Genomic DNA, 24,287 nt, shown 5'->3' on the forward strand with positions numbered 1-24,287 from the left:
ACACCAGGAAAATCTAGGTGTGATCACCTCAAACCGAACAACAGGAGACGATAACCATGAACGTGAAAGATATACTGAAGATCAAAACGACGGGAATCGCCGCAGCCATCGCCCTCTCCCTCGCGCTTCCCCAATTCGCCGCCGCCCATTGCGATACCCTCGACGGGCCGGTCGTTCAGGACGCGCGGAAGGCCATCGACGCCAAAGACATTACCCCGGTCCTGAAATGGGTGAGACCGACGGATGAACATGCGGTAAAGAGCGCTTTCAACGAAGTGCTGGCCGCCAAGGGGAAGAATGCCGAGGCTGCGGAAACACGGTTTTTCACGACCCTCGTCAAGGTCCATCGGGCCGGCGAGGGGGCACCGTTCACCGGTTTGAAGCCCGCCGGAGCGGTGGAGCCCGCCGTCGCCGAGGCGGACAAGGCCCTGGCCGGCGGTTCTGCCGACGCCTTGGTGAAACTGGTCAGCGACGATGTTGCTACGGGGATCAGAAAACGCTACGAGCATGCCGCGGAGACCTACCGGCACAAGGATGAGAGTGTCGCCCAGGGGCGGGAGTTCGTGAAGGCGTATGTGGAGTTCACCCACTACGTCGAGCGGCTCCACACGGATGCCACCGGCGCGGGGGCCCACGGCGAGCACGGCGGAGACCCCCATGCCGAGCAGCACGGCGGCGGGCATTCCCCGGCCGGGCACGACGCGGCGGAGCACTGATCCATCGGGATGGACAGGGGAGGCGGGGCAGTGTCCCGCCTCCCCCCACGACAATCGCTATCATTGGTCAAGAGAGGAAAATCCATGCGCCACCGCACCTCCATACCCTATCACCTGATCCTGATCCTGCTGTTGCTTGCCCCACTGCCGGCGCAGGCGATTCCCGCCATTACCTGCCATTGCTTCACCGACCGCTCCTACGATCCCGCGAGCCCCACGGTGGCCGATCCGTACTTCCTGGCCACCACCCAGAACTCGTTTTTCGCGACGGCGTTTAATGCGGAGAAAAAGACGATCGTGATGAAGAAGCAGCGGGGGACCTCTGCGGATGACCTCTGGGTAGCCTACTGGATCGCGTCCAAATCCTCGGCGTCGCCGGAGTCCCTCCTTGAGGCGAAGAAGTCCAGGGAATCGTGGAAGGATGTCGTGGCATCCCAGGGGATATCGGCCGGCGCCCTCGGCCCCCGGTTCTCCGGCGCCCTGGCCGCAAAGGCCCCGGCGGCGCGCCTTGCCGGTGCGGTGGTCGACGATCTGCTCCTTCGCTACCGGCTACTGGGCGACGGTGAGTTGGCCGGAATGCGCAAGGATGGCGCCTCCAACCAGGAGTTGATCATTGCTTCCGTCATTGCCCGGAAAACGAAACAACCGGCGCCACAACTCTACCACGACGTCAAAAGCGGAAAAAAGAGTTGGGGAGCGCTCCTCCAGAGCGCGAAGATGGATGCGACCGACATGCAAGGGGAGATCGCGGAGCTTCTGAAGACACAGCCGCGGTGATGGGGCACTGGCGGCCCCAATCAGGTAATTCATTCAGACAATTTGGGAGGCGTATGGTATCCTGAAGTGCTTGAACAAAGCCAATAGTTGAAGGATACCCATGTATTCCGGACAATTTCTTGCTGTCATTTCCGCAGCGCTCTTCGGCATCTCTCCTGTCCTATGCAAGCTGGTGATCGGTGAAATGTCGCCCGCCCTGTTGGCAGGCCTTCTCTATTTAGGATCGGGGGTCGGACTGCATTTCCTCCTGTTGTTTCAGGGGAAAAAATCAATCGAGGAGGTAAGGCGGCTATCCCCGAAGCAGCGGCTTGCTTTGCTCGGATCGATACTATCCGGTGGTATTGTCGCCCCGCTCTTTCTTGCCTACGGCATAAAATTCGGCACCGCTTCAGAGGTTTCCCTCCTGCTGAATTTTGAAACGGTGGCAACCACACTCATTGCCTGGTTCGTCTTCAAAGAGCATGTGGGCCCCGGCGTGTGGGGGGGCAAAGCGCTCATTGTTCTCGGGTCGGTCTTTGTCATTCTTAAGACCGAGGGGACTCTCGCCTTTTCCTTTGCCGGGCTGCTCGTTATTCTGGCCTGCGCTTTCTGGGGAATCGACAACAACCTGACCCGTGACATCGAGGAACTGCCGGCAACGGTTCTTGCCAGCATCAAGGGGTTTGGCGCCGGGACGTTCAACACGCTCCTGGCGCTCGCTCTCTCAACGGGAACGGCAACCGTCCCCCAGGTCGCCGGTTCGCTCCTGATCGGCGCAATGAGCTACGGCATGAGCCTCGTTCTGTTCGTCGAGGCGTTGCGGAGGATCGGTTCCGCCAGGACCAGCACCCTGTTTGCCATTGGTCCTTTCATCGGGACATTCCTCTCCGTCATTATCCTCGGCGAACGCCCGCCAGCGACCTATTGGGTTGCCGCTTCACTCATGCTTGCGGGGATAGCGCTCCTCCAGCGGGAAATGCACGGCCACCCCCATACCCACGAGGAGCTTTCTCATTCCCATAAGCACCTGCATGATGAGCATCATCAGCATGGGCATGCCGAAGGTGAGGGGACGGAGCCCCATGACCATCCTCACATGCATGAACCGATCACCCATTCCCACGTTCACTGGCCCGATATCCACCACAGGCACAGCCACTAACCATGATGGAGACGAACTGCGCCGAACCCTGAGACCATGGAAGGTAACAGGGCCCTAACAGCAAGGAGGAATAGCATGAAACGCATTATTTTCGCATTCATACTGCTGCTTTCTTCTGCATCTATTGTGTTTGCTCAAGGTGGCGACTGGCAAGGAGTTGAAAAGGTCTTCGGACGAAAAGGAACGGTACAAGGGGGTATGCTTAAGGTCACCTTTCCCCGCTCGGATCTCACGGTGAAGGTGGGCGATGTGACGATCGAGTCGGGGTTGGCGCTGACCTCCTGGATCGGCTTCAAGGGCATGGGGAAGGAGGCCATGATGATGGGGGACCTTGCCTTGCTGGAGGGGGAGGTCGCGCCGGTCATGGCGAGGCTTGTGGCGGACGGCGTCAGGGTTACCGCTCTCCATAACCATCTCATCGGTTCGACGCCTCCCATCATGTACCTGCATTTCAGTGGCGAGGGTCCTCCCGGCAGGCTTGCCGAAGCAATGCGCTCGGCCCTTTCCCTGACTGGAACTCCGATGGGTACCCCGACGCCGGCGGTGACTCAGGCAACCCCGGTTGACTGGGCTAAGGTTGAAGCGATCCTGGGTAAATCAGGTCAGAAAAAGGGGAATCTGCTCCAGATGAGTTTCCCCCGCAAGGAAACGATCAGGGAAAAAGGGATGGACGTGCCGCCGTATCTGGGAATGGCAATCGGGATCAACCTCCAGATGGTTGGCCGAAAGGCTGCCGCCACCGGTGATTTCGTTCTCCTGGGGGAAGAGGTTAACCCCGTGGTCAAGGCCCTCATCGACCAAGGGATCACCGTCACGGCAGTTCACAGCCACATGCTCTTCGAGTCCCCCCGCCTCTTTTTCCTTCATTTCTGGGGATATGATGAACCGGAGAAGCTCGCCCGTGGTTTGAAAGCCGCCCTGGACAAGACCAACTCCGTGAAGTGAGATGGGAGATTCGCAAGAGAAGGGTGGCGCAGTGCCCCTGAAACCGGTGGGGTTGTGGGAACTCGTGGCGTATTTTCTTCGTCTTGGTGCCTTCGGCTTTGGAGGGCCGATTGCCCTGGCGGGATACATGCAGCGGGATCTTGTTTCGCGCGGCTGGATTACTGAGGGCGAGTATTTGGAGGGGCTTGCCTTCTCTCAGATGATGCCCGGCCCCCTTGCCGCGCAACTGGCGATGTGGATCGGATTCATTCGCCATGGCTTGCCTGGCGCCTCCCTGGTCGGGATTGTCTTCATTCTCCCGGCCTTTCTGATCGTGCTCGCCATCTCCGCTCTCTATGTGGCCTACCATGGTCTTTCACTGGTACAGGCGCTCTTCTACGGCATCGGGCCGGCGGTAATCGCAATCGTTGCCCATTCCGCCGCACGTCTCGCTAGGGTAACGGTCGGGACGGAAAAGCGGATGTGGCTCATTTTCGGAACCGTTGCCCTCATTACCGTTGTCGCCCGGGCCGAGATCGCACTGCTGTTTGTCATTGCCGGCCTTGTTGGCGTTTTTCTCTACTCTCCTCCCCGAACGTGGAAAACATCGACAGGCGGTTTGCCGGCGCTGATTCATCTGCCACCATTATCCGGTGCAACGGTCACAGTACCCCTCTTTCTTGGGCTTGGCGCCTTTTTCGTGAAAGCGGGAGCCTTCACCTTTGGCAGCGGCCTCGCCATTGTGCCTTTCCTACATCAGGGGGTCGTACTCCAGCACCACTGGTTGAACGAGCGTCAGTTCCTCGATGCGGTGGCGGTGGGGATAATCACTCCTGGGCCGGTGGTCATCACTGCCGCTTTCGTCGGATATCTCGTGGCGGGTTTCTGGGGCTCCCTCATTTCGGCGGCGGGGGTGTTTTTTCCCGTTTATTTCTTCGTCCTCTTTGTCGGCAGGTACATTATCCGCTACCGCGAACACCCTGCGCTCAAGGGGTTTGTCAAGGGGGCAACGGCGGCGGCGTCAGGAGCCATTGCCGGTGCATCGATCATCTTGGCCCAGGGCTCGATCATCGATGTTCCGACGGCGGTCATCGGCCTTGCGAGTTTGCTGATCCTCTGGCGTTGTAAAATTCCGGAACCGCTGCTCATTGCCACTGCGGCCGTTGCAGGGCTGGTGCTATACCATGGTTGAATGACGGCAAAAAGAAGACCCCTGCCGTTTCATAAAACCTTCTTTGTGAAAGTTCGTGAAGGTGAAGCACAGCATAACCTGTTGATGATGTCGAGGGTGAATATGGCGGAACGATTGGGGATTCGCCCGGTGATCTACAATGGAGTCCGGCCACTGAGGCCGCTGCTTATGTGGTCGGTGTCTGGTGGCTGGCGCGGGGGGCTGGCAGAGTGAAGTAAAAGGTTGCCCCCTTGCCAGGCGTCGAGTCGGCCCAAATTTCCCCGCCGTGACGGTTGATGATCCGCTTGACTATTGCCAGGCCGATGCCGGTCCCTTCAAATTCTTCACCGTGCAGCCGTTCGAAGACCTTGAAAAGCTTGTTCTGATAGGTCATGTCGAAGCCAACGCCATTGTCCCGCACAAAAAATACGTCCCTCTCCCCCTGTCGTTCCCTGCCGAAAGAAATGGCCGTCTGGCTGTTTTTCGCCGTGAATTTCCATGCGTTGTCGATCAGATTCTGTACCACCAAGTGCAACAGTGAAGCATCACCATAGGCAACCAATCCATCCTGAATTTCCACCTGCACCTGCCGGTCAGGCTCCGATTCGCGGAACATTATGGTTACGTCACGGACCAGTTGGCTCAGGTTGATCTTCTGAGGATTTGGGGGGGTTCGTGGAATCCGCGAGAAAGAAAGCAGGTCGTCAATCAGCATCCCCATCCGCCTGCTGGCGGCATCGACCCGTTGCAGGCAGTTGAGCCCGCTTGCATCCTGAAGTTGACCGTAATCCTCGCGCAAAATGTTGATATAGCCGTTGATGTGCCGCAACGGTGCCCGCAGGTCATGGGAGATGGAGTAGCAGAACGACTCCAGTTCGCGGTTAGCCTGTATCAGCTCCGCCGTTCGTTCCTGCACCCGCATTTCCAGTTCCTCGTTCAGGGCCAGGATCTTTGCTTCCGCCGCTTTCTGGGCTGTGATGTCGATAAAACTTTCAAGGAAGTGTGGAACGCCGTGCAGCATGATTCGCCCAACGGTTTTCAGCACCGGCACGATGTGGCCGTCAGCAGCAAGGAGCATCCGTTCGGAATTATCGATCTTCAGGTTCTGTTCCTTCATCGGGCAGGCGCCGGTACAGTCCGGATAGACGAACGAAAAACAGACCTTGCCGAGGATGTCTTCACGCTTCAGTCCAAGGATGCGGCACGCCGTTTCGTTCACGTCCGTGATTACATGATCTTCCTCACGGATCAGCAGGATGCCCGATTCGAGAGAGGAGAAGATGGTCTGCAACAGCTCCCGGTTCTCGGTGAGTTCACGGTTTGTCGCATGGAGATGGTCGAGGATATGCGCGAAGGAATCCACCAGGATGCCCAAGGGGTCCACATCGACCAGGGTGTCGTCGTCGAGTTCCTCCTGGCGGAGCGGCTGGGTACCCATGACCGTGAGCATCTGGTCGACCTTGCGACGAATGTAGGCAGACTTGCCGGCGAGTCGGGCGCGCAGTCGGGCATTTTCTTCCTTGAGCTGAGCGAGTTCGGTCAGTTGGTCGTCAGTGGCCCGAGTTGGTGCCGCGTCGCCGGTACACGGCTTATGGTCAGTCATTGCCGGACACCTTGATGGCGTAATAGCCATCGTGTTGGGTCACCTCGGCGTAAAACCCCATATTGTGCGCCGACTCGGGAATGGTGTGGGTCGAGGCGCGATTGGTGGTCAGAAACAGGAGGGCTACCGCGCCGTTGCGCAAGGCAGGAGCATGGCTGTTGATCTCCCGCAGGGCGATGAGCAGCGTGGACGGACATATCTGTCCCCGGATGTCGTATTCGATGGTGTCGACAGCAGCGGATGTCATGGGCGCATCTCCTGTAAAATGGAGGACGGCACGTTCAGCGCACTACCCATCTGGTCAGTATGCAAGCTCCGAGCCAGGCGCCCGGAAGGATTCCTGCCAGGAAAAAAATGCTGGAAAATGCAAGGATTGGCAGCCCCCCCAGAAAATGCCAGATATTGCAGGCAGGAGCCATGCGCGAGGCGAGTCCCATCAGGATTCCCCCCACTGCCGCCGAAAGGTACTGCCGCCAGGGGGCGGGGTGGCCAAGGGTGAATTCGCCAAGGGAGAGGGCGGAAACAGTGCCTCCCAGGATGATGCCGGCAATGAGCGGGAACTGGATCAGGGCAATGCCGTCCAAGTCCGGCCCCGGCCCTCCGGTCAGCATCGTGCCGGTCAGGGGATTCCGGTAGGAAAGGGGCTGGGAAGCAAAAAAACCGAGACCCGCCACATGGTTCGGGAATACCAGCTGTTCACCCATGGCGCCGATTTTCGCATAGGCGGTGGTGATCCCCAGCGGCATGCCGATCAGCAGGTACGAGGCGAGGCTGACGCCGGCAAGCACGAGGGCCGCCTGCCAAAGCTGCATGGCTCCCTTGGCATAGAGCCTGCGCGACAACTGTCCGTGCCGGAACCAGGAAACAACGAGCGCGCCGAGGAGGGCAACCGCGACGGCGACCAGGGGGGTCGGTGACAGGCTGAGATATTGGGGAATGGTAATGCTTCCTGAGAAGAGGGTGGTTGCGGTCAGAATGCTCTTCCAGAATGGGTGGAATTCGGCGTACAGGGTGCTGCCGATGATCAGGCCGATGAAGGCAACGAGGCTGGGGCGGTTCCCTGCCCCCAGGCGGTAGAGGGTCCCGACGACACACCCCCCGGCCAGCACCATGCCGATCCCGAACAGCACCCCTCCCAAGGTACCGGCAAGCGACGCCGGACTGAGCAGGGGGAACGGATAGAGAGGCAGAAGACCCAGGAGTCGGGCCCCTTCAAACAGAACCATGGCCACGGCCAGGTAGAGGACCAGCGCGCGCAATGTGGCCGCCGACTTGAAGAGGAACAGGTCCCTGAACATGCCGGCAATGCAGAAGTCGGCACGGTGCATGACAAAGCCGGCAATCAGACCGAGTATCAAGCCAATTACAGCCAACATGACCGCGGGCGACAGAAGCATTGCCACCTCCACCTGAGCCTGTTTTGCCTGATAGCACAAAAGCCCTGATCTCTCAGGGCTTTTGTGCTAGGCCGGACTGTGCCGGACTGGGGTATGGCGGAGAGATAGGGATTCGAACCCTAGGTACCGCAAGCGGTACAACAGATTTCGAGTCTGCCGCCTTCGACCACTCGGCCATCTCTCCTGAAGTGATATTCTGTTTGAGGGAACACGTCCGGCTGGTCTTGGCCGGAGAGGTTTACTTATAGCCCACTTTTTTCTAAAACTCAAGGATCCTGTGGCAGGTCTCCGGTAGGGAAGGGACAAGGAGGGGCTAAGGAAATTCCTCTATCGCTTCACCCAGGCGCATGTCCACAAGGTGGTGACGGTGCGGTTCCTGGCCCGGCTCTACCGGCAGCTGACCGGTTGCACGGCCTGCGCGAGGGTCGTGCCGGTCCGGGTCTGTCAGGGGGAGGAGCTATAGCCGGTACCGATTGCAAAGCGGGGCTGTCGTGCTACGCTAGTGGTGTAACTACGCTTGGACACAGGAGGAACATCATGAAAGAACAGGATCGCGTAGCAGTATGCGAGCGGACGGAGCGGAAGGAAGAGCGGGTGAAGGTGAGGAACCTGAAGACCGGCGAGATCGGGTACACCTCCTTCTGCACCGAGGCGGGAGAGACGATCCAGGTCACGCTGGAGAACGGCCAGTTTGACAGCTGGGTCTCTGCCGACTGCGAGGAGTTGCCCGAGTAGGGTGGTGTCGTGGAAGAGCGCTCGTGCAGGAGAACGCCCGTTGAGGTGGGATGCTGGCTCGTGGAACTGGACGGGGCATCCTGCGTCTATACGTTCGACATTTCGGAGAACGGGGTTTCGATCATCACCAAGGATCCCCGGCCGGTGGGGCAGGTGGTAAAACTCCAGTTCTACACTCCCCGGTCTGCGCGGGCCGTCACCCTGGAGGCCCGGGTGGTCTGGAGCCGTTTGGAACCTGAGGGGGGGATGGGGCTCGCGTTCAGCGATCTCGACGCCGAGAAGAGGGGGGTGCTCCGCTCCTTCATGGCGGAGCTGAAAAGGCGCAAGCTCTAATCCTTCGAGTAGAGGACGGCCACCGCTGTTGCCTTCTGCTCTCCCACCGACACGTAGCCGTGGGGCTCGGAGGAATCGTAGTAGATGCTGTCCCCAGGGTTGAGGCGCATGACGTCGGTGCCGTAGTGGAATTCCAGCTCCCCTTCCAGAAGGTAGATGAACTCGAAGCCGTCATGGCGGTAGAAGAAGGCGTCGTCCCACTCGGTCAGCTCGAATTCCACGAGGAACGGTTCCATGGGCTTGTGGCGGATGCCGGGGGCGAGGGAGCGGTAGACGTAGCCGTGGGGGGCGTCGTTCCCGGTGCGGCGCCGGGTTGCTGTCTGCTGGGAGGCCCGGGTCAGCACCAGTTTCTGCTGGTCTTCCTCTTCCTCGAAGAAGTAGTGGATCCCCACCTTGAGCCCTTTGGAAATCTTGAGGAGCGTGGCGATAGGGGGGGTGACCTGATCGTTTTCGATCTGGGACAGGAGCGGCTTGGAGAGGCCGGAGAGCTCCGAGAGCTCCTGAAGGGTGAGCCGCTGTTCCTGGCGGAGCTTGCGGACCTTCTCGCCGAGCCGCAGTTCCTTGATCTGGGATTTTATGTCTGGCACGGTCACCTCCTCTCTCCCGCCCGTTATAGGGCAATCGAACGGGCAGCGTCAAGAGCTTATATGTGTTGGGAATCAGAGTGAGTTTGACAGCCGAAAGGACGTTGACATCGCGGGGTAATTTGGCTACTCTTTCAACGGTTTAAGGTCATCTCCTCCGCTGCTGCCGAGGCATTTCCGATGCGTATCCGTCGTCTGTTCATTGTCCTCCTTGCGCTCTTTACCTTTGTGCCCGCCTGCTCGAAGAAGGAAGATAAGCTCTTCTACGAGACGGGGCGGGCCGAAGCGCCGGTAAAGGACGTCCCCAAGGACATCATGGCCACCCAGCAGGCCTTCGTGGAGCTGGTGAAGAAGGTGACGCCGTCGGTGGTCAACATCTCCACCATCAGCAGGAAGAAGGTCGAGCAGCCCTTTTTCGAATTTTCTCCCTTCTTCGGCGACTTGTTCGGCGACGGCAAGCCCCGCTACCGCCGCGACAAGAGCCTCGGCTCCGGGTTCATCATCAACAAGAGCGGCTACATCGTCACCAACGATCACGTGGTGCGGGACGCCGAGACCATCAAGGTCAAGCTCTCCAACGAGAACGTCTATGACGGCAGGGTTGTCGGCAGCGATCCCAAGACCGACATCGCCGTCATCAAGATCGACGCCAAGGAGGACCTCCCCGTGGCGGTCCTGGCCGACTCCGACAAGCTCCAGGTGGGTCAGTGGGCCATCGCCATCGGCAACCCCTTCGGCCTCGACCGGACCGTGACCGTGGGGGTGGTGTCGGCAACCGGCCGCTCCAACATGGGGATCGAGACCTACGAGGACTTCATCCAGACTGACGCCTCCATCAACCCCGGCAACTCGGGGGGACCACTCCTGAACGTCCACGGGGAGGTGATCGGCATCAACACCGCCATCGTGGCCGCCGGCCAGGGGATCGGCTTTGCCATCCCCGTCAACATGGCCAAGCAGATCGTCACCCAACTCGTCACCAAGGGGAGCGTGAGCCGTGGGTGGCTCGGCGTATCGATCCAGCCGGTGACCGACGAGATTGCCCGGGAGTTCGGCCTCAAGAAGACCCGGGGGGTGCTGGTGGCCGACGTCGTGGAAGGAAGCCCTGCCGCCAAGGGGGGAATCCGGCAGGGGGACATCATCCTCGACTTCGCCGGCACCGAGATCAAGGATGCCCAGCACCTCCAGCGGGTAGTGGCCGCAACGGCGCCGGGAAAAACCGTGCAGGTGACGGTGTTTCGCGGGGGGCGCGAGGTGAAGCTCTCCCTCACCTCGGCCAGCGCCGACAGCGCCGCGGCCCGGCAGGCCCGCCCTCAGGGGGAGGAGCCCGACCTCCTCGGCCTGATGGTCGATGATATTCCTTCCGACCTGCGCCGCCGTGGTGTTTCCGGCGTGATAGTGGCCGAGGTTGATGAGGAGGGGATTGCAGCCGAGGCGGGGATCCAGCGTGGCGACATCATCGTTTCGGTGAACCGCAAGGGGGTCGCGACCCGGGCCGAATATGAACGCGCCATGGTGGAAGCCGGGCGCCGGGGCACGGCGATTCTCCTGGTGCGCCGGGGCAACGCCAGCATCTTCTTCTCGCTCAGGCTGCGCTAACTCCTTCTTCCGGGGCTGGGCCGGGAGTCTGCAATGAATTCACAAGAGAGGATATCTCATGAGTCTTATCGATAACCCCGACCAGGCAAAGCGTCTCGCCCGGGCCATCATCTCGGACATCGCCATCTACAACCGCGAGAAGGTGGAGCGGGGGATCAAGGAGGATTCCATCTTCGAGCTCCTCGCCGAGGAGATCGAGGAGGGGCGCCAGCACTTCCAGTCGCGGGTGGCGCCGGAGCTCTCCTCCGAGGCCATCTACGACATGGCCCTCGTGGACGTGCTCATCAAGCGGGCAGGGAAGATCGAGTCATCGATCTGGTAATTGAGGGGACGCACAACGGTTTTTGCGGACGGGGCGCGATCAACGGTCGCGCCTTCGCCGTTTTTGAGGATCAATGGACACAACCTATGAATTCATAGCCCCCGGCGAGGGGGAGGCCGGCCGTCTCGACCAGTTCGTGGCCCGCTCCGTGGAGGGGATGACCCGCTCCACGGTGCAGCGCCTCATCGACGAGGGACGGGTGACGGTGGACGGGAAGGTGGAGAAGCCGTCCCTGAAGCTGCGGGGCGGGGAGCGGATCGTGGTGGCGGTGCCGCCGCCAGCGCCGGCGGTTCCCGAGGCGGAAGAAATTCCGCTCGTGATCCTCCATGAGGACAGCGACCTGGTGGTGGTCAACAAGTCGGCGGGGATGGTGGTCCACCCGGGGGCCGGGATGCCGGGCGGAACCCTTGTGAACGCGCTCCTTGCCCACTGCACCGATCTGTCGGGGATTGGCGGCGAGATCCGCCCCGGCATCGTCCACCGCATCGACAAGGACACCACCGGCGTCCTGGTGGTGGCCAAGAACGACCGCTCCCACGAGGGGCTCGCCCGCCAGTTCCGGGAGCACACCATCAAGCGGATCTACCTGGCCTTGGTCTTCGGCTCGCCGAAAACCGAGACGGGGCGCATTGAGGGGGCCATCGGCCGCCATCCCACGGACCGCCTGCGGATGTCGGGAAAGGCGAAACACGGCAAGCACGCCGTCACCCACTGGAAGGTTCTGGCCCGCTACCCGGGGATGACCCTGCTGCGGCTGCGGCTGGAGACGGGGAGGACCCACCAGATCCGGGTCCACCTGGCGGAATCCGGGCATCCCCTGGTGGGGGACGAGGTCTACGGGGGGACCGGCCGGGCCAACGATCTGCGGGACCCGATCCTGAAGAAGCTCGTCCGGGAGCTGGGGCGCCAGGCCCTCCACGCTAAGACCCTCGGTTTCATCCACCCGTCCAGCGGCTCCTACGTCGAATTCGACACGGAGCTGCCTGATGATATGGCCCGAATCATTACCTATCTTGAACAGCAAGGAGCATAGAAAACCATGGAGATGAAACGAGCCGACAAGGTTCACTATCTGGAGCCGGAGCTCCTGACCGCCGCCGGGACATCGTTCCACGGCTTTACCTCCCGCCACGAGGGGGTGTCGCGCCCCCCGTACAACTCCCTCAATCTGGGGACCGGCACCAACGACTCGCCCCACTCCGTTGAGGGGAACCGGAGCCTCCTGTCCCGGGCCTTCGGGGTGGAGGCGGGGCGGCTCGTGACCGTGACCCAGGTCCACGGCACCGACCTCCTGGTGATCGATTCTCCCAACCCGGACTACGCCTACTTCCAGAAGCTGGAGGCCGACGGCATCATCACCAACCAGCCGGGCGTGATGATCGGGGTCTGCGTGGCCGACTGCGTGCCGGTGCTCCTCCTGGACCCGGTTAAAGGGGTTGCGGCTGCGCTTCACGCAGGGTGGAAGGGGACCGCGGCGGGGATCTGCCGCAAGGGGGTGGATGCCTTTGTCAGCCTCTTCGGCTCAGAGCCCCGGGACATCCTGGCGGCCGTGGGGCCCGGCATCGGTCCCTGTTGCTACGAGGTGGACACGCCGGTGGCCGAGGCGTTTCGGGCCGGGGGCCACGATTGGGACGCGGTCGCCACCATCAAGGAGATGGCCCGGTGGCAGCTGGACCTGGTCCGGGCCAATGCCCTGCAGCTGGGGGAAGCCGGCATCCCCGAGCGGAACATCGAGACGGCGGCCCAGTGTGTTTCGTGTGCCCCGGAGTTCTTCTTCTCCTACCGCCGCGACAGCGGGGAGACGGGACGGCAGATGGGCTTCATCATGTTGAAGGGGTAAACCGATGAAATTCGCCATTTCCGACCAGATCCGCTCGGTCCACGCACCCCCCATCACCGAGGTGAAGGGGTGGCTCGCCAGCCGGGAGCCCGATCCAGGGCGCCCCCTCATCGACCTCTGCCAGGCGGTGCCCGACTACGCCCCGGCCCGGCAGTTGACCGACTACCTGGCGGCGTGCCTCGACGATCCGGCCATGGCGAAGTATTCCCCCGACGAGGGGCTTCTTGAGGTGCGGGAGGGGGTCTGCGCCCGCTACGGCCGGGTCTACGGCGCGGCCCCCGCGCCGGAGGGGGTCTGCCTCACCATCGGCGCCAGCCAGGCCTTCTGGCTCGCCATGGTGACCCTCTGCCGGGCCGGGGACGAGGTGATCGTGCCGCTCCCCGCCTACTTCGACCACCCCATGGCCTTGGAGATGCTAGGGATTAGGCCGGTCTGGCTCCCCTTCGACGAGAAGCGGGGTGGGGTCGTGGATCCTGCGGCGGTGGAGCGGCTCATCACTCCCCGGACCCGGGCGATCCTCCTGGTGACCCCGTCGAACCCCACCGGCGTCGTCACCGCGCCCGATGTGATCCACGAACTCTACTCCCTGGCCCGGCGCCGGGGAACCGCCTTGGTCATCGACGAAACCTACGCCGACTTCATCCCCGGCGGTGCCGCTCCCCACGACCTTTTCGCCGATCCCCACTGGGGTGATCACCTGGTTCAGATCATGTCCTTCGGCAAAACCTATGCCCTCACCGGCTACCGGGCCGGGTGCCTCGTGGCGTCCGACGAGTTCATCTCCCACGCCCTCAAGGCCCAGGATACCATGGCGGTCTGCCAGCCCCGCATCACCCAGCATGCGGTCCTCTACGGAGTGCGCCATCTCGATGACTGGGTCGCTGGAAACCGCCTCATGATGGAGCGGCGCCACGACCTTTTCCGGTCAGTCTTTACACGGCCGGGGAACCCCTTCGAGCTGGCGGTCAGCGGCACCTTCTTCGCCTGGGTCCGGCACCCCTTTCCGGGGCGGTCAGGTCGGGAGGCGGCCCGCCGGCTTGCCGTTGAGGCCGGAGTCATCTGTCTGCCCGGGGAGGTGTTTGGACCAGGGCTTGAACCGTACCTGCGGCTTGCCTTCGGGAATATCCGCGAGGAGGCGATACCCGAGGCTGTGGAGCGGTTCAGGGGGCTGGCCGTCTGATGCCGAAGCAGAAGGGAGAACGTGTTGCCCTTTCTCCTGAATTCTAACTCCTTGACTTCTTCAGTTACCCCTCGGCAAGGGTAAAGAAGAAGGTTGCCCCCTTGCCGGCCGCGCTTTCGGCCCAGACCGTTCCCCCGTGGCGGGTGACGATGTTGTGGACGATGGCGAGCCCCACGCCGGTCCCCTCGAAATCCTCACTGCGGTGAAGACGCTGGAAGACACCGAAGAGCTTGTCGGCGTACGCCATGTCGAAGCCGTCCCCGTTGTCCCGCACAAAGTAGACCGTTGTCCTGTCCTTTTTGAAACTCCCCACCTCTATCCGGGCGTCCTCCCGTTTGCGGCTGTACTTGAGGGCGTTGGAGAGGAGGTTCGCGAAAACCTGCCGGATGAGGGAAGGGTCGGCCTGGCAGGGGGGGAGCTCTCCCACCGTAATCTGGACCGTGCGTCCCGCCCGTTCCCCCTCCAGTTCTTCAAGTACCTCATGGACCACGACGGCAGGATTCACGGCCTCCCTGTTCAGGGGGTGGCGGCTGAGGCGCGAGAAGGTCAGGAGATCGTCGATGAGGGCCGCCATCCTGACGCCGTTGCCGGCGAGCTGGGTGAGGTACCGCTGGGCCTCGGCCGGAAGGTCCGGCGCGAAATCCTCCAGCAGGATGGTGGCGTAACCGTTCACTGCCCTCAGGGGCGCCCGCAGGTCGTGGGAGATGGAGTAGGAGAAGGACTCCATGTGAAGGAGGGCCGATTTCAGCTGCGCCGTCCGCTCGTTGACCCGTTCCTCCAACTCCTCGTTGAGGCGGCGGATATCCTCGGTACGCTCGACCACCCTCTGTTCCAACGATTCGTTGAGGGTCTGGAGTTCATGGACGTAACCCTGGAGCGTGGCCGCCATCTGCCGGACGTTGCCGATGAGCCCCGCCACCTCCCGAATGCCGCTGTGGGGCCAGTCAACCTCCTTGTGCCGTATCACGTCCGCAGGGAGGGTGGCAGATATCTGCTCCAGGTGGGCGATGGGGCGGGTGAACGCTGCGCTGGCCACGTGTGCGGTGGCAATGGAGAAGAGGATGAGGGCGAGGATAAGGGCAAAACCCCGGCTGGCGTTGTTCTCGAGCTCCTCCAGAAACGGTTTCATGGGCGTCGTGATGACAATGGACCACGGTACATCGGTATTGAGGGGAGAATCCATGCCGAAGGACGCCTGTTGCCAGCGCTGAAGTATCGTGACTCCTGGGGTGCGGGGAATGAACTGGTAGAGCCCTTCCGTCAATTGGCGCCGCTCCACCCCCTGGCCGGGATCGAAACGCTCCATCATCTTCCTGGCTGAGGCGGTGCTGGCGATGACTTGCCGTTTCCGGTCCAGGAGGGTGATGTCCACGGCACGGCTCCCAGCGATGATTCGCAACTGATCCGTCATGCGCGCGATCTCGACGACGCCGGTACAGTAACCGCGGAATTCGCCATCAATGACAATGGGGGCAAAGAGGGCCAACCGGGGTCCCTTCGATATGGTCCCGTAGTCGATGTCAGAAACCGCCGGTCGCAGGGTCTTACGCACGATCCTGTGGTAGGGCATGGCGGAGTAATCCCTCCCCACATTGGAACGTCCCTGCTCATCCACCGCCGGAACGAAGGCTACGGAGATGGCCTTGCTGTTCTGGACCGACATCTTCACAAAGTGCGGCGAGAGGAGCTTGGTCAGATCGGCATATTTCTGGATGGTGACGGCAGGGGTGGTCTGGGGGTCGCCGACCAGGGACGCCAGGGTCTGGACGTCGTGGGTCTTGTCGGCAAGCCAGGTCTCGATCATCTGGCGGGTAAGGTTCGTGGTGGTCTGCAACCGCTGGTGGACCCGCTGCTCTTCCCGTGATATGTCCTGCCGGATATCGAGGACGACGTAACAGATGCCTGGAATGAGGATGACAGCCACCATGGATGTCGCGAGGAGGTGGTGGAAGTGGGTTGGCTTTTCGCCGGGACGCCTGAAAGCCTGTGAGAGGTTTGCCAGATGAAGGAGCAGGGCGGCGGCCAGAGCATTAAAGATGCCGTTGACTCCATGCTTGAGAGTCAGCAGGACGGCCAGTGACAGGTCGGACTGGTTCACCACATGGTAAAACAGGTACACGGGCATGCCGAGGCAGAACCAGTAAAGGGTGTCAAGAAACACGATATTGCGGGACCGCCGCAGCATCATTCCCACGACCAGGGCCTCGCCCACCCAGACCAGCATCCCCAAAGGACTGTGCCAGGAGACCAGGGAGTAGCTTGCCGCCAGGGCTGCCGCCAGGACGCCGGCCCCTGTCCCGTAGCGGAACAGGGCAAGCATGACGAAGAAAGAACCAAAGAAGATGTTGACACCAAAAAAGAGGGAGGGGTTCAGCCAGTTGGCGGCTAATCCGAGGGTGCCGAGCAGCAGGGCGGCGGCAATGGTCTTAATCTTCGATGTTGTGTGGTTGTGCATTGCCGAGAGATGCCCCTCCCTGACGGAACGAAACAAGGTAAACCTATGGAGGATTATAAAGCGTGACGCCGGTGTCAGGAACATAAAAAAACTTAGTACACTGACACAGCAAGATGCGTTCCGAAAGGGTAAGGGCCTGTTCTGGCGTAACGGGAGGGGGGCGGGGAGAATCCCACGGGCAAGAACCAGTGCTGCCGGCTGCTGAGAGGTCGGGTGATAAGAAGGTGTTCAGAACTCCTGGGGCATGGCTTTAACCTGTGCGGCGGTAAAGACCGGTCCGTCCTTGCAGACGTAGACGTTGCCCACATTGCAGCGGCCGCACTTGCCGAGGCCGCACTTCATCCGGTTCTCCAGGGTCGTGTAGATGGCGGAATCCGCAAAGCCGAGCTTCTCCAGCACCGGCAGGGTGAACTTGATCATGATGGGGGGGCCGCAGACAAGGGCGATGGTGTTGTCCGCCGAGGGGGCCGCCTCTTCGAGGATGGTGGGGACAAAACCGACCTTGCCATCCCAGTCGGGTGAGTTTCCGCCGGGGTCCACGGTCTTCACGAGCCGAACGTCGCCTCTCTGTTCCCACTCCTTGAGCTCCCGCTTGTAGACCAGGTCCCCTTCGGTGCGGGCGCCGTAGACGATGGTGATGTCGCCGAACTTCTCCCGCCAGTCAAGGCACTGCCAGATGAGGGTCCGCAGTGGCGGGAGCGCGATCCCCCCGGCCACAAAGACGAGGTTCTTGCCAAAGAACTCCTCGATGGGAAAGGAGTTGCCGTAGGGGCCGCGCACGCCGATGGCGTCTCCCACCTCCAGGCTTCGGAGCGCCTCGGTGACCCGCCCCACGGCCCGGAAGCAGCACTCGATGTACCCTTGGCGGGTCGGCGCCGAGGCGATGCAGAAGGTGGCCTCCCCGGCCCCGAAGGCCGAGTACTCGGCGAACTGGCCGGCCCGGAAGCTGAAGTTGTCCCGCACTGCTTCGTCCTGGAACACGAGCCGGAAGGTGCGGATGTCGGCGGTCTCGTCGACGATTTCCGCGATGGTGGCGAGCTGGGGGAGGTAGATGTTTTTGCTGTGGTCGCACATAAAATCGGTGATCGGGGACCAGGAACCGGGGACCGGTAAAAACCTTTACCAGCCCCGGGCTCCCCGTCCCCTGGTTCCTTTCTTAGTCTTTCCCGGTCCCTGGTTCCTGGTCCCTGGTCCCGATCGCGGAAAGAATTTCCGCGATGTCAATCCCCACGGGGCAGGCGCGGATGCACCTGCCGCAGCCGGTGCAGAGTCTCTGGTCGAACTTGTCCACGTAGTACTTGAACTTGTGCATGATCCGGTTGCGGTAGCGCTGGGGCTGCACGTCGCGGGGGTTGTGGCCCGAGGCGTGGTTGGTGAACTTGCCGAAGCCGCAGGCGTCCCAGCTCTTTCGCCGCGTCCCCTTGGTCTCTCCCCCCTCGTCCACGATGTCGAAGCAGTGGCAGGCGGGGCACAGAAACGCGCAGGCGCCGCAGCCGGCGCAGCGCTCCGCGATCTCTCCCCAGAGCGGGTCCTCGAAGTGGGTGTCGAGCCAGGCCTTGATCCTGTCCAGGTCGAGCTTCCCGAGGCTCGGCTCGGCCAGGGGAGCGGGGGTGCCGTCACCCTCGGCAAAGAGGCTGGCGTGGGTCGCCAGAAGCGCCTCCCCCTTCTCGGTGATGGCGTCGCAGCGGTAGCCGCCGTCGGTGAGGGGGGTGAGGAAGAGATCGCTCCCCTTGGTGTCATTGGGGGAAAGCCCCACGGCGGTGCAGAAGCAGGCGTCGTCTGCCCTCGTGCAGGCCAGGCCGATGATGGTGGTCTTTCTCCGACGCTCTAGGAAGAACTCGTCCTTGAAATCCCAGGAAAAGACCGAGTCCAGGACCGGGGCGGCGGCCACGTCACAGGGGCGGGCAGCGACGAGCACCGTCCCGGGGATGGTGCCGGGGTCCACGTCGGTGACCCGCACCCCCTCCTTGTCCCGCTCGTAGGTGAGGATGGTCTCGCACAGGGGAAAGAAGGTCTCCTTGGCGGAGCGGCGGGGAAGTTCTCCGAGATTCAGCTCCTCCCCTTTCGCGAGGGGCGCGTAGAGGGTCATGGTGCCGGCGGCCCTGGGGCCGACGACCCGCTTTCCTTCGGCGACAAGCGCGTCGATGAGGAGGCGGAGGTTTTGATCGGTGATGGTCTTTGGCATGGCTTTCCCTACTTGATGAAACTCTGGTCGTCGTCTTCCCGGTACTGCGCCAGGGGCCCCTTTTCCTTCACTTCGAACCCCGCCTCGTGGCCATAGAGCTCTTTCAACTCCTTGGCCATCTTGCGGTTCAGGAGATTGAGGGGAATGTCCATGGGGCAGACCCGCTCGCACTCGGCGCACCCGGCGCAGCGGCCTGCCAGGTGCATGGCCCGCACGATGTGCCAGGCCATGTTTCCGGCCGGCCGCGGAGTGGTCTCCACCGCCTGGGGGCGGTTGCGGTCGCAGAGACACTGCTCGCAGTAGCAGAAGGGGCAGACCTGGCGGCAGGCGTAGCAGCGGATGCAGCGGGCGAAGTGCTCCTTCCAGAAGCTCCAGCGCTGTGCCGGGGTCATGGCCTCAAGGCGCGAGAGTTCCTCGCTCTCGACCGGCGTGAAGTGCGGCAAATCGGGGAGGGTGCCCACGGTCACGTCGGCACCCTCGGGGGTGTGCACCGTGCACTCCCGGCACTTGCCGGCGATGGTCTCTTCCGAAAGGGGGATATCTTTGGCGGCACCGGCCCTCTGCACTCCGGCGCACACCACGCCGATCACGTGGAGATCCTCCCGTTTCAGCTGGTTCTCCCCCATGAGTCCCACAAGTGCCTTGAGGTCGCACCCTTTGACCACGATGGCGATCCGTCCCCTGGCCCGGATCTCCTTCTTGGCTTTGGAGAGATAGAGGGCCAGGTTGTTGACGCAGGCCGGGGAAAAGATGAGTTCCGCAACCTTTGCCGGGTCGGTGATGATGGCCGGCATGGCGGTGCCTTGCCTTCGCCCTGCCTGCCATCCCACCACGGCGGCCGCGGCGCCGGCTTCGAGAACCTTCTTTGCCTCGGCCCGGATGGCGTCGGTCACGGCGGCATAGAGGGCCGGGTCGATTGTCTGTGCGGTATTCGTCATTGCATCATGCCCCTACGGAATGGCTTCGTATGCCGCCTGCAGCTCCGGCGTGTCGATGGCCCCGGACCACTGCTCCTCGGTCTCCAGCTCCCGAAACTCCCGCATCGGCCCCATGGCCCGGACCCGCTCGGTGAGCTCCGTGGCCACCTCCACCCACTTCCCCCCCTCGGCGGCGGAAACCCAGGAGAACTGCAAGCGGTTCAGGTCCACCCCGATGAAGTCCAAAAGCGCCCGGAAGGCGGCAAAGCGCCTGCGGGCGTGGAAGTTCCCCGCCATGTAGTGGCAGTCCCCGGGATGGCACCCGGAGACGAGCACCCCGTCGGCCCCCTTCTGGAAGGCCCGCAGGATAAAGACCGGGTCGATCCTGCCGGTGCAGGGGAACTTCACCACCCGGGTGTTGGCCGGGTACTGCAGGCGCGCGGTCCCCGCCAGGTCTGCCCCGGCGTAGGTGCACCAGGTGCAGACAAAGGCGACGATCTTCGGTTCGAAGGCGTGGTTCTCTTTGTGTGCGTGCATTTATAGCGCCTCTATCATGGCCATGATCTGCTCATCGGTGTAGCCATCCAGCTCGACTGACTTGGAGGGGCAACTCGCCTGGCAGGTGCCGCAGCCGCCGCAGACCCCGGGGTTCACGTAGGCCACAACGCGAATCAGATTCCCCTGCCGGTCCCGGATCTCTTTCTCCTCCACGGCGCCGTAGGGGCAGACCTTCTTGCAGTAGAGGCAGGCAACGCAGTTCTTCTCGTTCACCTTGGCGACGATGGGTTCCCGCTCCAATTCATCCTTGGCAAAGAGGGTCATCACCTTGGCTGCCGCGGCGCTCGCCTGGCTCACGGTGTCGGGGATGTCTTTCGGCCCCTGGCAGGCTCCGGCGAGATAGATCCCGGCGGTGGCGCACTCCACGGGTTTCAGCTTCGCGTGGGCCTCGGAGTAGAAGTGGTAGCTGTCGTAGGAAATGCCGAGCTTCTGGGCAAGGGTGTCGGCGCCGGCCCTCGGCTGGACCGCGGTGGCAAGCACCACCAGGTCCGCCTCGATCTCCACCTGGACCCCCACGTGGACGTCGCTCCCCATGACCACGATCTTGTCCCCCTTCTGGTAGAGCCGGGAGACCATCCCTCGGATGTAGACCGCCTCTTCCTCCTCGATGGCCCTTCGCCAGAATTCGTCGTAGCTCTTTCCCGGGGTCCGGGCGTCCATGAAAAAGACGTAGGCCTGGCCGTCGTGGACCTTGTGCTTGTAGAGCATGGTGTGCTTGGCGGTGTACATGCAGCAGATCTTGGAGCAGTAGCTGATCCCCTTTTCCCGGGCGCGGCTTCCCACGCACTGGACAAAGACCACCTGCTTGGGCTCCCTGCCGTCGGAGGGGCGGAGGATCTTGCCGCCGGTGGGGCCGCTGGCCGAGGCCAAGCGCTCGAAGGTGAGCCCGTCGATGACGTCGGGGATGGTGCCGTGGCCGAATTCGCCGTATCCCTTGATGGGGGAGCCTTTGGGCTTCTCGGTAATGGAGTAGAGCTCGAAGCCGGTGGCAACCACGATGGCCCCCACGGGCTCGACGATAAGCCGGTCCTCCTGTTCGTAGTCGATGGCGCCGGGGCCGCAAACCTTCTGGCAGACACCGCATTTTCCCGTCTTGAACCAGGTGCAGTTCGCCCGATCGATGACCGGCGTGTTGGGGACCGCCTGGGGGAAGGGGACGTAGATGGCGGGACGGGTGCCGAGGTTCTTGTCGAAGGCGTTGGGGATCTTCTTCTGGGGGCACTTGGCGGAGCAGACGCCGCAGCCGGTGCACTTCTCCTCGATGACGCTTCGGGCCTTCTTCCTGACGGTGATCTGGAAGTTGCCGATGTAGCCGTCCACCGATTCGATTTCGGAGTAAGTGTGGAGTGTGATGTTGGGGTGGTTGGCGGCATCGACCATCTTGGGGGTCATGATGCACTGGGAGCAGTCGAGGGTCGGGAAGGTCTCGGAGAGTTGGGCCATGTGGCCGCCGATGGAGGGCTCCCGCTCCACGAGCACCACCTGGTGGCCGGCGTCGGCGATGTCCAATGCGGCTTGAATCCCGGCGATTCCCCCGCCGATGACCAGCGCCCGTTTCGTGACCGGCACGGTGATGGGGACGAGCCGTTTGTCCTTCTTTACCCGGGCGACCATCATCGCCACAATGTCGCTGGCCTTGGCGGTGGCTTCGTCTCTGTCCTCGTGGACCCAGGAGCAGTGCTCCCGGATGTTGGCCATCTCGCAGAGGAAGGGGTTGAGGCCCGCGCTCTTCGCGGCATTGCGGAAGGTCTTTTCGTGCATCCGGGGACTGCAGGCGGCAACGACGATCCCGTCGAGCCGGTGCTCGGCCACGGCGTTCTTCAGGAGATTCTGGCCCGGGTCGGAGCACATGTACTTGTAGTCGGTGGCATAGGCAACGCCGGGAAGCCGCGCGGCCTCGGCAGCAACCTTCTCGACATCCACGGTTCTCGCTATGTTCTCGCCGCAGTGGCAGACGAATACGCCGATTCTCGACATCTATACCAGCCCTTTCTCTTTCAGAAGTGGCAGCGGGTTCACGATCATGCTGTCAAAGCCGAGCTTCCCCGGCGCCACACCCACGGCCAGGGCCAGAAGCTGGGTCATGTAGAAGACCGGCATGCCGAAGCGCTCTCCCGTGGCCTCTTCGATCTCCTTCTGGCGGATGTCCAGGTTGCCGTGGCACAAGGGGCAGGCGACCATGAGGCAGTCGGCGCCGGCGGCCTTGGCGGAATCGAGGATACTGCCGGAGAGCTTCAGGACCACGCCTGGCCGTGACAGGGTGAAGTTGGCGCCGCAGCACTCCATCCGGTGGCTCCAGCGGACGGTCTCGGCACCCACGGCGCCGATGACCCGCTCCATGATGGTGGGGGCCTCGACACAGTCGAGCTCCGGCACCTCGGGGGGGCGGGTCAGGAGGCAGCCGTAGTAGCAGGCAACTTTCAAGCCGGAAAGGGGCTTCTGCACCGCTTCAGTGAGCCGGTCGAGGCCGAAGTCCTTCGCCAGGATCTCCAGGAGGTGCTTGACCGGCTTTTGCAGGTTCACGGCCCCGGCGATGGCGTACTCCACCTGCTTGCGCTTGGTTTCGTTGTCGGCCAGGTGGTGCTGGGTCACTTTCAGCCGCGAGAAGCAGGCGGCGCAGGCCACGGCCAGATCCCCCTCCACCCCCTCGGCCAGGGAGAGATTCTTGGCGCAGAGGGAGAGGGAGAGGAGCTCATCCACGTTGTGGGCCGGCGTGGCGCCGCAGCAGAGCCAGTCGGGGACTTCCTTGAGACCGATCCCCAAGGCCTTGAACAGTCCTCGGGTCGATTCGTCGTATTCCTTGGCCGAGGCGTGGAGCGAACAGCCGGGATAGTAAGAGTAAGAAAGGAGCTTCTTTGCAGGGGTCACGGTGCCTCCCCTTTTTTCCGCATCTCTTCGATCCGTTTGAAGATCTGCTCGATCTCTGCCATGTTCCTGTTCTTCTGGTGGAACACCTTGAGTTTCCCCCTGGTGATGAGTTTGGGGCCGAGCATGAGATCCTTCAGGAACTGGCCGCTCTTTACGTTGAAGACGGCGGCGAGCCGCATCTCGTACTGGCGGCCGTAGGTGCGGATGTTGTCGATGAAGAGGCGGTTGGCCAGCTGGACGTAGGATTCCTTGGAAGGCCCCTTGGCGTCCCAGGAGCACTTGCGCAGGGCGTCCATGATGGCCGCCAGGTCCACCTTGTTGGGGCAGCGGGTGGTGCAGGTCTCGCACGAGGCGCAGTACCAGATGCTCCGGCCGGCCAGGACACGCTCGTACTGCCCCAGTTGCAGGAACCGGACGATCCGGTTGGGGGGATGCTCCATGAAGCTGCGCATGGGGCAGCCGGCCGAGCACTTGCCGCACTGGAAGCAGCGCCGCACGGAGCTGCCCGACAGGGCTTCGACCTTCTTCACGAAGTCCAGATTCATCGTCTCGGTGGAGAGACGCATTGTGGAGTGCTTCATACGACCTCCTGGGCAGGGGTGGCCGAAGGAAGAAAGGGGGCGGAAATCGAGGTGCGGAGCGGCATGGGGAAGGGGGAGGAATTGGTGCTCCGTCGCGCAATTATGAAAAAGTAAAGGGTGGTTTTACTTTTACTAAAACAAATATTCTATTAGTCGTTGTTTGACGGGGCTGAACAGGTGTAGTTTTTAGTATTATTAAATTGTGGTACCACAGGGCACAATACCTTGTCAATGCCAAAGTAAAACGGTGTGTGACTTTGTGGGTGCGCACTGTTGCTGAAAACTGCGCTGTTCAATCGGCCCGTTGCCGCCAGTCGGTTGCAAAACTGGAACGGTCAGCATGACGGGATGGGTGCTGGACCTGATTTTGACAACGAGCCGGAAATGGATTACAAGGTCCG

General features: G+C 62.1%; 25 protein-coding genes and 1 tRNA gene. 13 read left to right on the top strand and 13 right to left on the bottom strand.

Features of this window, described 5'->3' with window-relative positions; all coding sequences use genetic code 11:
* Positions 1–56: 56 nt before the first annotated feature.
* The 5 genes from KI811_RS06005 to chrA all read left to right on the top strand — a co-directional run bounded on the left by KI811_RS06005 (position 57) and on the right by chrA (position 4,750).
* Complete coding sequence (locus KI811_RS06005; RefSeq protein ID WP_214185576.1) at positions 57–716, top strand: DUF6448 family protein; 660 nt, start codon at positions 57–59, stop codon at positions 714–716.
* A gap of 84 nt (positions 717–800) precedes the next feature.
* The gene (locus KI811_RS06010; protein WP_214185577.1) at positions 801–1,493 is read left to right on the top strand and encodes a hypothetical protein; all 693 of its coding nucleotides are present in this window, start codon (positions 801–803) and stop codon (positions 1,491–1,493) included.
* 100 nt (positions 1,494–1,593) lie between these two features.
* Positions 1,594–2,634: a DMT family transporter gene (locus KI811_RS06015; protein WP_214185578.1), complete on the top strand. Its 1,041-nt coding sequence runs from the start codon at positions 1,594–1,596 to the stop codon at positions 2,632–2,634.
* A gap of 75 nt (positions 2,635–2,709) precedes the next feature.
* Complete coding sequence (locus KI811_RS06020; RefSeq protein ID WP_214185579.1) at positions 2,710–3,579, top strand: DUF1259 domain-containing protein; 870 nt, start codon at positions 2,710–2,712, stop codon at positions 3,577–3,579.
* Position 3,580: 1 nt separating this feature from the next.
* Positions 3,581–4,750: a chromate efflux transporter gene (chrA, locus tag KI811_RS06025; RefSeq protein ID WP_214185580.1), complete on the top strand. Its 1,170-nt coding sequence runs from the start codon at positions 3,581–3,583 to the stop codon at positions 4,748–4,750.
* A 166-nt stretch (positions 4,751–4,916) separates the two neighbouring features.
* On the opposite strand, the gene KI811_RS06030 is transcribed toward chrA, so the two are convergent.
* From KI811_RS06030 to KI811_RS06045, 4 genes are all read right to left on the bottom strand, one after another.
* Positions 4,917–6,332 carry a sensor histidine kinase gene (locus tag KI811_RS06030; RefSeq protein ID WP_214185581.1) on the bottom strand — a complete coding sequence of 472 codons (1,416 nt, stop codon included), beginning with the start codon at positions 6,330–6,332 and terminating at the stop codon, positions 4,917–4,919.
* Positions 6,325–6,579 (bottom strand): sulfurtransferase TusA family protein, encoded by a 255-nt coding sequence (locus KI811_RS06035; protein ID WP_214185582.1) that lies wholly within the window; start codon positions 6,577–6,579, stop codon positions 6,325–6,327. The genes KI811_RS06030 and KI811_RS06035 overlap by 8 nt, the downstream gene beginning before the upstream one ends.
* 34 nt (positions 6,580–6,613) lie before the next feature.
* Positions 6,614–7,729, bottom strand: coding sequence for a YeeE/YedE family protein (locus KI811_RS06040; protein ID WP_214185583.1), 1,116 nt, complete (start codon positions 7,727–7,729; stop codon positions 6,614–6,616).
* Positions 7,730–7,823: 94 nt separating this feature from the next.
* Positions 7,824–7,913, bottom strand: a tRNA-Ser gene (locus KI811_RS06045).
* 353 nt (positions 7,914–8,266) lie between these two features.
* Between KI811_RS06045 and KI811_RS06050 the strand changes: the two genes are divergently transcribed.
* Together KI811_RS06050 and KI811_RS06055 are read left to right on the top strand one after the other, a co-directional pair.
* Positions 8,267–8,464 (top strand): hypothetical protein, encoded by a 198-nt coding sequence (locus KI811_RS06050; protein WP_214185584.1) that lies wholly within the window; start codon positions 8,267–8,269, stop codon positions 8,462–8,464.
* Between the two features lie 9 nt (positions 8,465–8,473).
* Positions 8,474–8,797 (top strand): PilZ domain-containing protein, encoded by a 324-nt coding sequence (locus KI811_RS06055; RefSeq protein WP_214185585.1) that lies wholly within the window; start codon positions 8,474–8,476, stop codon positions 8,795–8,797.
* On the opposite strand, the gene KI811_RS06060 is transcribed toward KI811_RS06055, so the two are convergent.
* The gene (locus KI811_RS06060; RefSeq protein WP_214185586.1) at positions 8,794–9,384 is read right to left on the bottom strand and encodes a helix-turn-helix domain-containing protein; all 591 of its coding nucleotides are present in this window, start codon (positions 9,382–9,384) and stop codon (positions 8,794–8,796) included. The genes KI811_RS06055 and KI811_RS06060 overlap by 4 nt on opposite strands.
* A gap of 177 nt (positions 9,385–9,561) precedes the next feature.
* On the opposite strand from KI811_RS06060, the gene KI811_RS06065 reads away from it, so the two are divergent.
* The 5 genes from KI811_RS06065 to KI811_RS06085 all read left to right on the top strand — a co-directional run bounded on the left by KI811_RS06065 (position 9,562) and on the right by KI811_RS06085 (position 14,322).
* Positions 9,562–10,980 (top strand): DegQ family serine endoprotease, encoded by a 1,419-nt coding sequence (locus tag KI811_RS06065; RefSeq protein WP_214185587.1) that lies wholly within the window; start codon positions 9,562–9,564, stop codon positions 10,978–10,980.
* Positions 10,981–11,038: 58 nt separating this feature from the next.
* Positions 11,039–11,302 (top strand): hypothetical protein, encoded by a 264-nt coding sequence (locus tag KI811_RS06070; protein WP_004514664.1) that lies wholly within the window; start codon positions 11,039–11,041, stop codon positions 11,300–11,302.
* 73 nt (positions 11,303–11,375) lie between these two features.
* Positions 11,376–12,335, top strand: coding sequence for an RluA family pseudouridine synthase (locus KI811_RS06075; protein ID WP_214185588.1), 960 nt, complete (start codon positions 11,376–11,378; stop codon positions 12,333–12,335).
* A 6-nt stretch (positions 12,336–12,341) separates the two neighbouring features.
* Entirely contained in the window at positions 12,342–13,142 is an 801-nt protein-coding gene (gene pgeF, locus KI811_RS06080; protein WP_214185589.1) for a peptidoglycan editing factor PgeF, read from the top strand.
* Positions 13,143–13,146: 4 nt separating this feature from the next.
* A complete protein-coding gene (locus tag KI811_RS06085) occupies positions 13,147–14,322 on the top strand; it encodes an aminotransferase (protein ID WP_214185590.1) in 1,176 nt (391 codons plus the stop codon).
* A 64-nt stretch (positions 14,323–14,386) separates the two neighbouring features.
* Here KI811_RS06085 and KI811_RS06090 read toward each other — a convergent pair whose 3' ends face one another.
* From KI811_RS06090 to KI811_RS06125, 8 genes are all read right to left on the bottom strand, one after another.
* Positions 14,387–16,777: a sensor histidine kinase gene (locus KI811_RS06090; protein ID WP_214185591.1), complete on the bottom strand. Its 2,391-nt coding sequence runs from the start codon at positions 16,775–16,777 to the stop codon at positions 14,387–14,389.
* Positions 16,778–17,005: 228 nt separating this feature from the next.
* The gene (locus KI811_RS06095; protein ID WP_214185592.1) at positions 17,006–17,851 is read right to left on the bottom strand and encodes an FAD/NAD(P)-binding protein; all 846 of its coding nucleotides are present in this window, start codon (positions 17,849–17,851) and stop codon (positions 17,006–17,008) included.
* Between the two features lie 82 nt (positions 17,852–17,933).
* Positions 17,934–18,962, bottom strand: coding sequence for a 4Fe-4S dicluster domain-containing protein (locus tag KI811_RS06100; RefSeq protein WP_214185593.1), 1,029 nt, complete (start codon positions 18,960–18,962; stop codon positions 17,934–17,936).
* A gap of 8 nt (positions 18,963–18,970) precedes the next feature.
* A complete protein-coding gene (locus KI811_RS06105) occupies positions 18,971–19,900 on the bottom strand; it encodes a 4Fe-4S dicluster domain-containing protein (protein ID WP_214185594.1) in 930 nt (309 codons plus the stop codon).
* Between the two features lie 12 nt (positions 19,901–19,912).
* On the bottom strand, positions 19,913–20,416 hold the full coding sequence (locus KI811_RS06110) for a hydrogenase iron-sulfur subunit (protein WP_214185595.1): 504 nt from the start codon (positions 20,414–20,416) through the stop codon (positions 19,913–19,915).
* On the bottom strand, positions 20,417–22,414 hold the full coding sequence (locus KI811_RS06115; RefSeq protein ID WP_214185596.1) for a CoB--CoM heterodisulfide reductase iron-sulfur subunit A family protein: 1,998 nt from the start codon (positions 22,412–22,414) through the stop codon (positions 20,417–20,419).
* Positions 22,415–23,305, bottom strand: coding sequence for a CoB--CoM heterodisulfide reductase iron-sulfur subunit B family protein (locus tag KI811_RS06120; RefSeq protein ID WP_214185597.1), 891 nt, complete (start codon positions 23,303–23,305; stop codon positions 22,415–22,417).
* The gene (locus KI811_RS06125) at positions 23,302–23,886 is read right to left on the bottom strand and encodes a 4Fe-4S dicluster domain-containing protein (protein WP_214185598.1); all 585 of its coding nucleotides are present in this window, start codon (positions 23,884–23,886) and stop codon (positions 23,302–23,304) included. The genes KI811_RS06120 and KI811_RS06125 overlap by 4 nt, the downstream gene beginning before the upstream one ends.
* On the opposite strand from KI811_RS06125, the gene KI811_RS18765 reads away from it, so the two are divergent.
* Positions 23,878–24,000, top strand: coding sequence for a hypothetical protein (locus KI811_RS18765; RefSeq protein WP_281415137.1), 123 nt, complete (start codon positions 23,878–23,880; stop codon positions 23,998–24,000). The genes KI811_RS06125 and KI811_RS18765 overlap by 9 nt on opposite strands.
* Positions 24,001–24,287: the final 287 nt, after the last annotated feature.

This window comes from Geobacter hydrogenophilus, from assembly GCF_018501225.1.
GTDB lineage: Bacteria > Desulfobacterota > Desulfuromonadia > Geobacterales > Geobacteraceae > Geobacter > Geobacter hydrogenophilus.

Excerpts from the sequence above, each read along its gene's own strand:
- KI811_RS06005 (WP_214185576.1), top strand. The coding sequence starts at position 57 with ATGAACGTGAAAGATATACTGAAGATCAAAACGACGGGAATCGCCGCA.
- KI811_RS06010 (WP_214185577.1), top strand. The coding sequence starts at position 801 with ATGCGCCACCGCACCTCCATACCCTATCACCTGATCCTGATCCTGCTG.
- KI811_RS06015 (WP_214185578.1), top strand. The coding sequence starts at position 1,594 with ATGTATTCCGGACAATTTCTTGCTGTCATTTCCGCAGCGCTCTTCGGC.
- KI811_RS06020 (WP_214185579.1), top strand. The coding sequence starts at position 2,710 with ATGAAACGCATTATTTTCGCATTCATACTGCTGCTTTCTTCTGCATCT.
- chrA (WP_214185580.1), top strand. The coding sequence starts at position 3,581 with ATGGGAGATTCGCAAGAGAAGGGTGGCGCAGTGCCCCTGAAACCGGTG.
- KI811_RS06030 (WP_214185581.1), bottom strand. The coding sequence starts at position 6,332 with ATGACTGACCATAAGCCGTGTACCGGCGACGCGGCACCAACTCGGGCC.
- KI811_RS06035 (WP_214185582.1), bottom strand. The coding sequence starts at position 6,579 with ATGACATCCGCTGCTGTCGACACCATCGAATACGACATCCGGGGACAG.
- KI811_RS06040 (WP_214185583.1), bottom strand. The coding sequence starts at position 7,729 with ATGCTTCTGTCGCCCGCGGTCATGTTGGCTGTAATTGGCTTGATACTC.
- KI811_RS06050 (WP_214185584.1), top strand. The coding sequence starts at position 8,267 with ATGAAAGAACAGGATCGCGTAGCAGTATGCGAGCGGACGGAGCGGAAG.
- KI811_RS06065 (WP_214185587.1), top strand. The coding sequence starts at position 9,562 with ATGCGTATCCGTCGTCTGTTCATTGTCCTCCTTGCGCTCTTTACCTTT.
- KI811_RS06070 (WP_004514664.1), top strand. The coding sequence starts at position 11,039 with ATGAGTCTTATCGATAACCCCGACCAGGCAAAGCGTCTCGCCCGGGCC.
- KI811_RS06075 (WP_214185588.1), top strand. The coding sequence starts at position 11,376 with ATGGACACAACCTATGAATTCATAGCCCCCGGCGAGGGGGAGGCCGGC.
- pgeF (WP_214185589.1), top strand. The coding sequence starts at position 12,342 with ATGGAGATGAAACGAGCCGACAAGGTTCACTATCTGGAGCCGGAGCTC.
- KI811_RS06085 (WP_214185590.1), top strand. The coding sequence starts at position 13,147 with ATGAAATTCGCCATTTCCGACCAGATCCGCTCGGTCCACGCACCCCCC.
- KI811_RS06090 (WP_214185591.1), bottom strand. The coding sequence starts at position 16,777 with ATGCACAACCACACAACATCGAAGATTAAGACCATTGCCGCCGCCCTG.
- KI811_RS06095 (WP_214185592.1), bottom strand. The coding sequence starts at position 17,851 with ATGTGCGACCACAGCAAAAACATCTACCTCCCCCAGCTCGCCACCATC.
- KI811_RS06100 (WP_214185593.1), bottom strand. The coding sequence starts at position 18,962 with ATGCCAAAGACCATCACCGATCAAAACCTCCGCCTCCTCATCGACGCG.
- KI811_RS06105 (WP_214185594.1), bottom strand. The coding sequence starts at position 19,900 with ATGACGAATACCGCACAGACAATCGACCCGGCCCTCTATGCCGCCGTG.
- KI811_RS06110 (WP_214185595.1), bottom strand. The coding sequence starts at position 20,416 with ATGCACGCACACAAAGAGAACCACGCCTTCGAACCGAAGATCGTCGCC.
- KI811_RS06115 (WP_214185596.1), bottom strand. The coding sequence starts at position 22,414 with ATGTCGAGAATCGGCGTATTCGTCTGCCACTGCGGCGAGAACATAGCG.
- KI811_RS06125 (WP_214185598.1), bottom strand. The coding sequence starts at position 23,886 with ATGAAGCACTCCACAATGCGTCTCTCCACCGAGACGATGAATCTGGAC.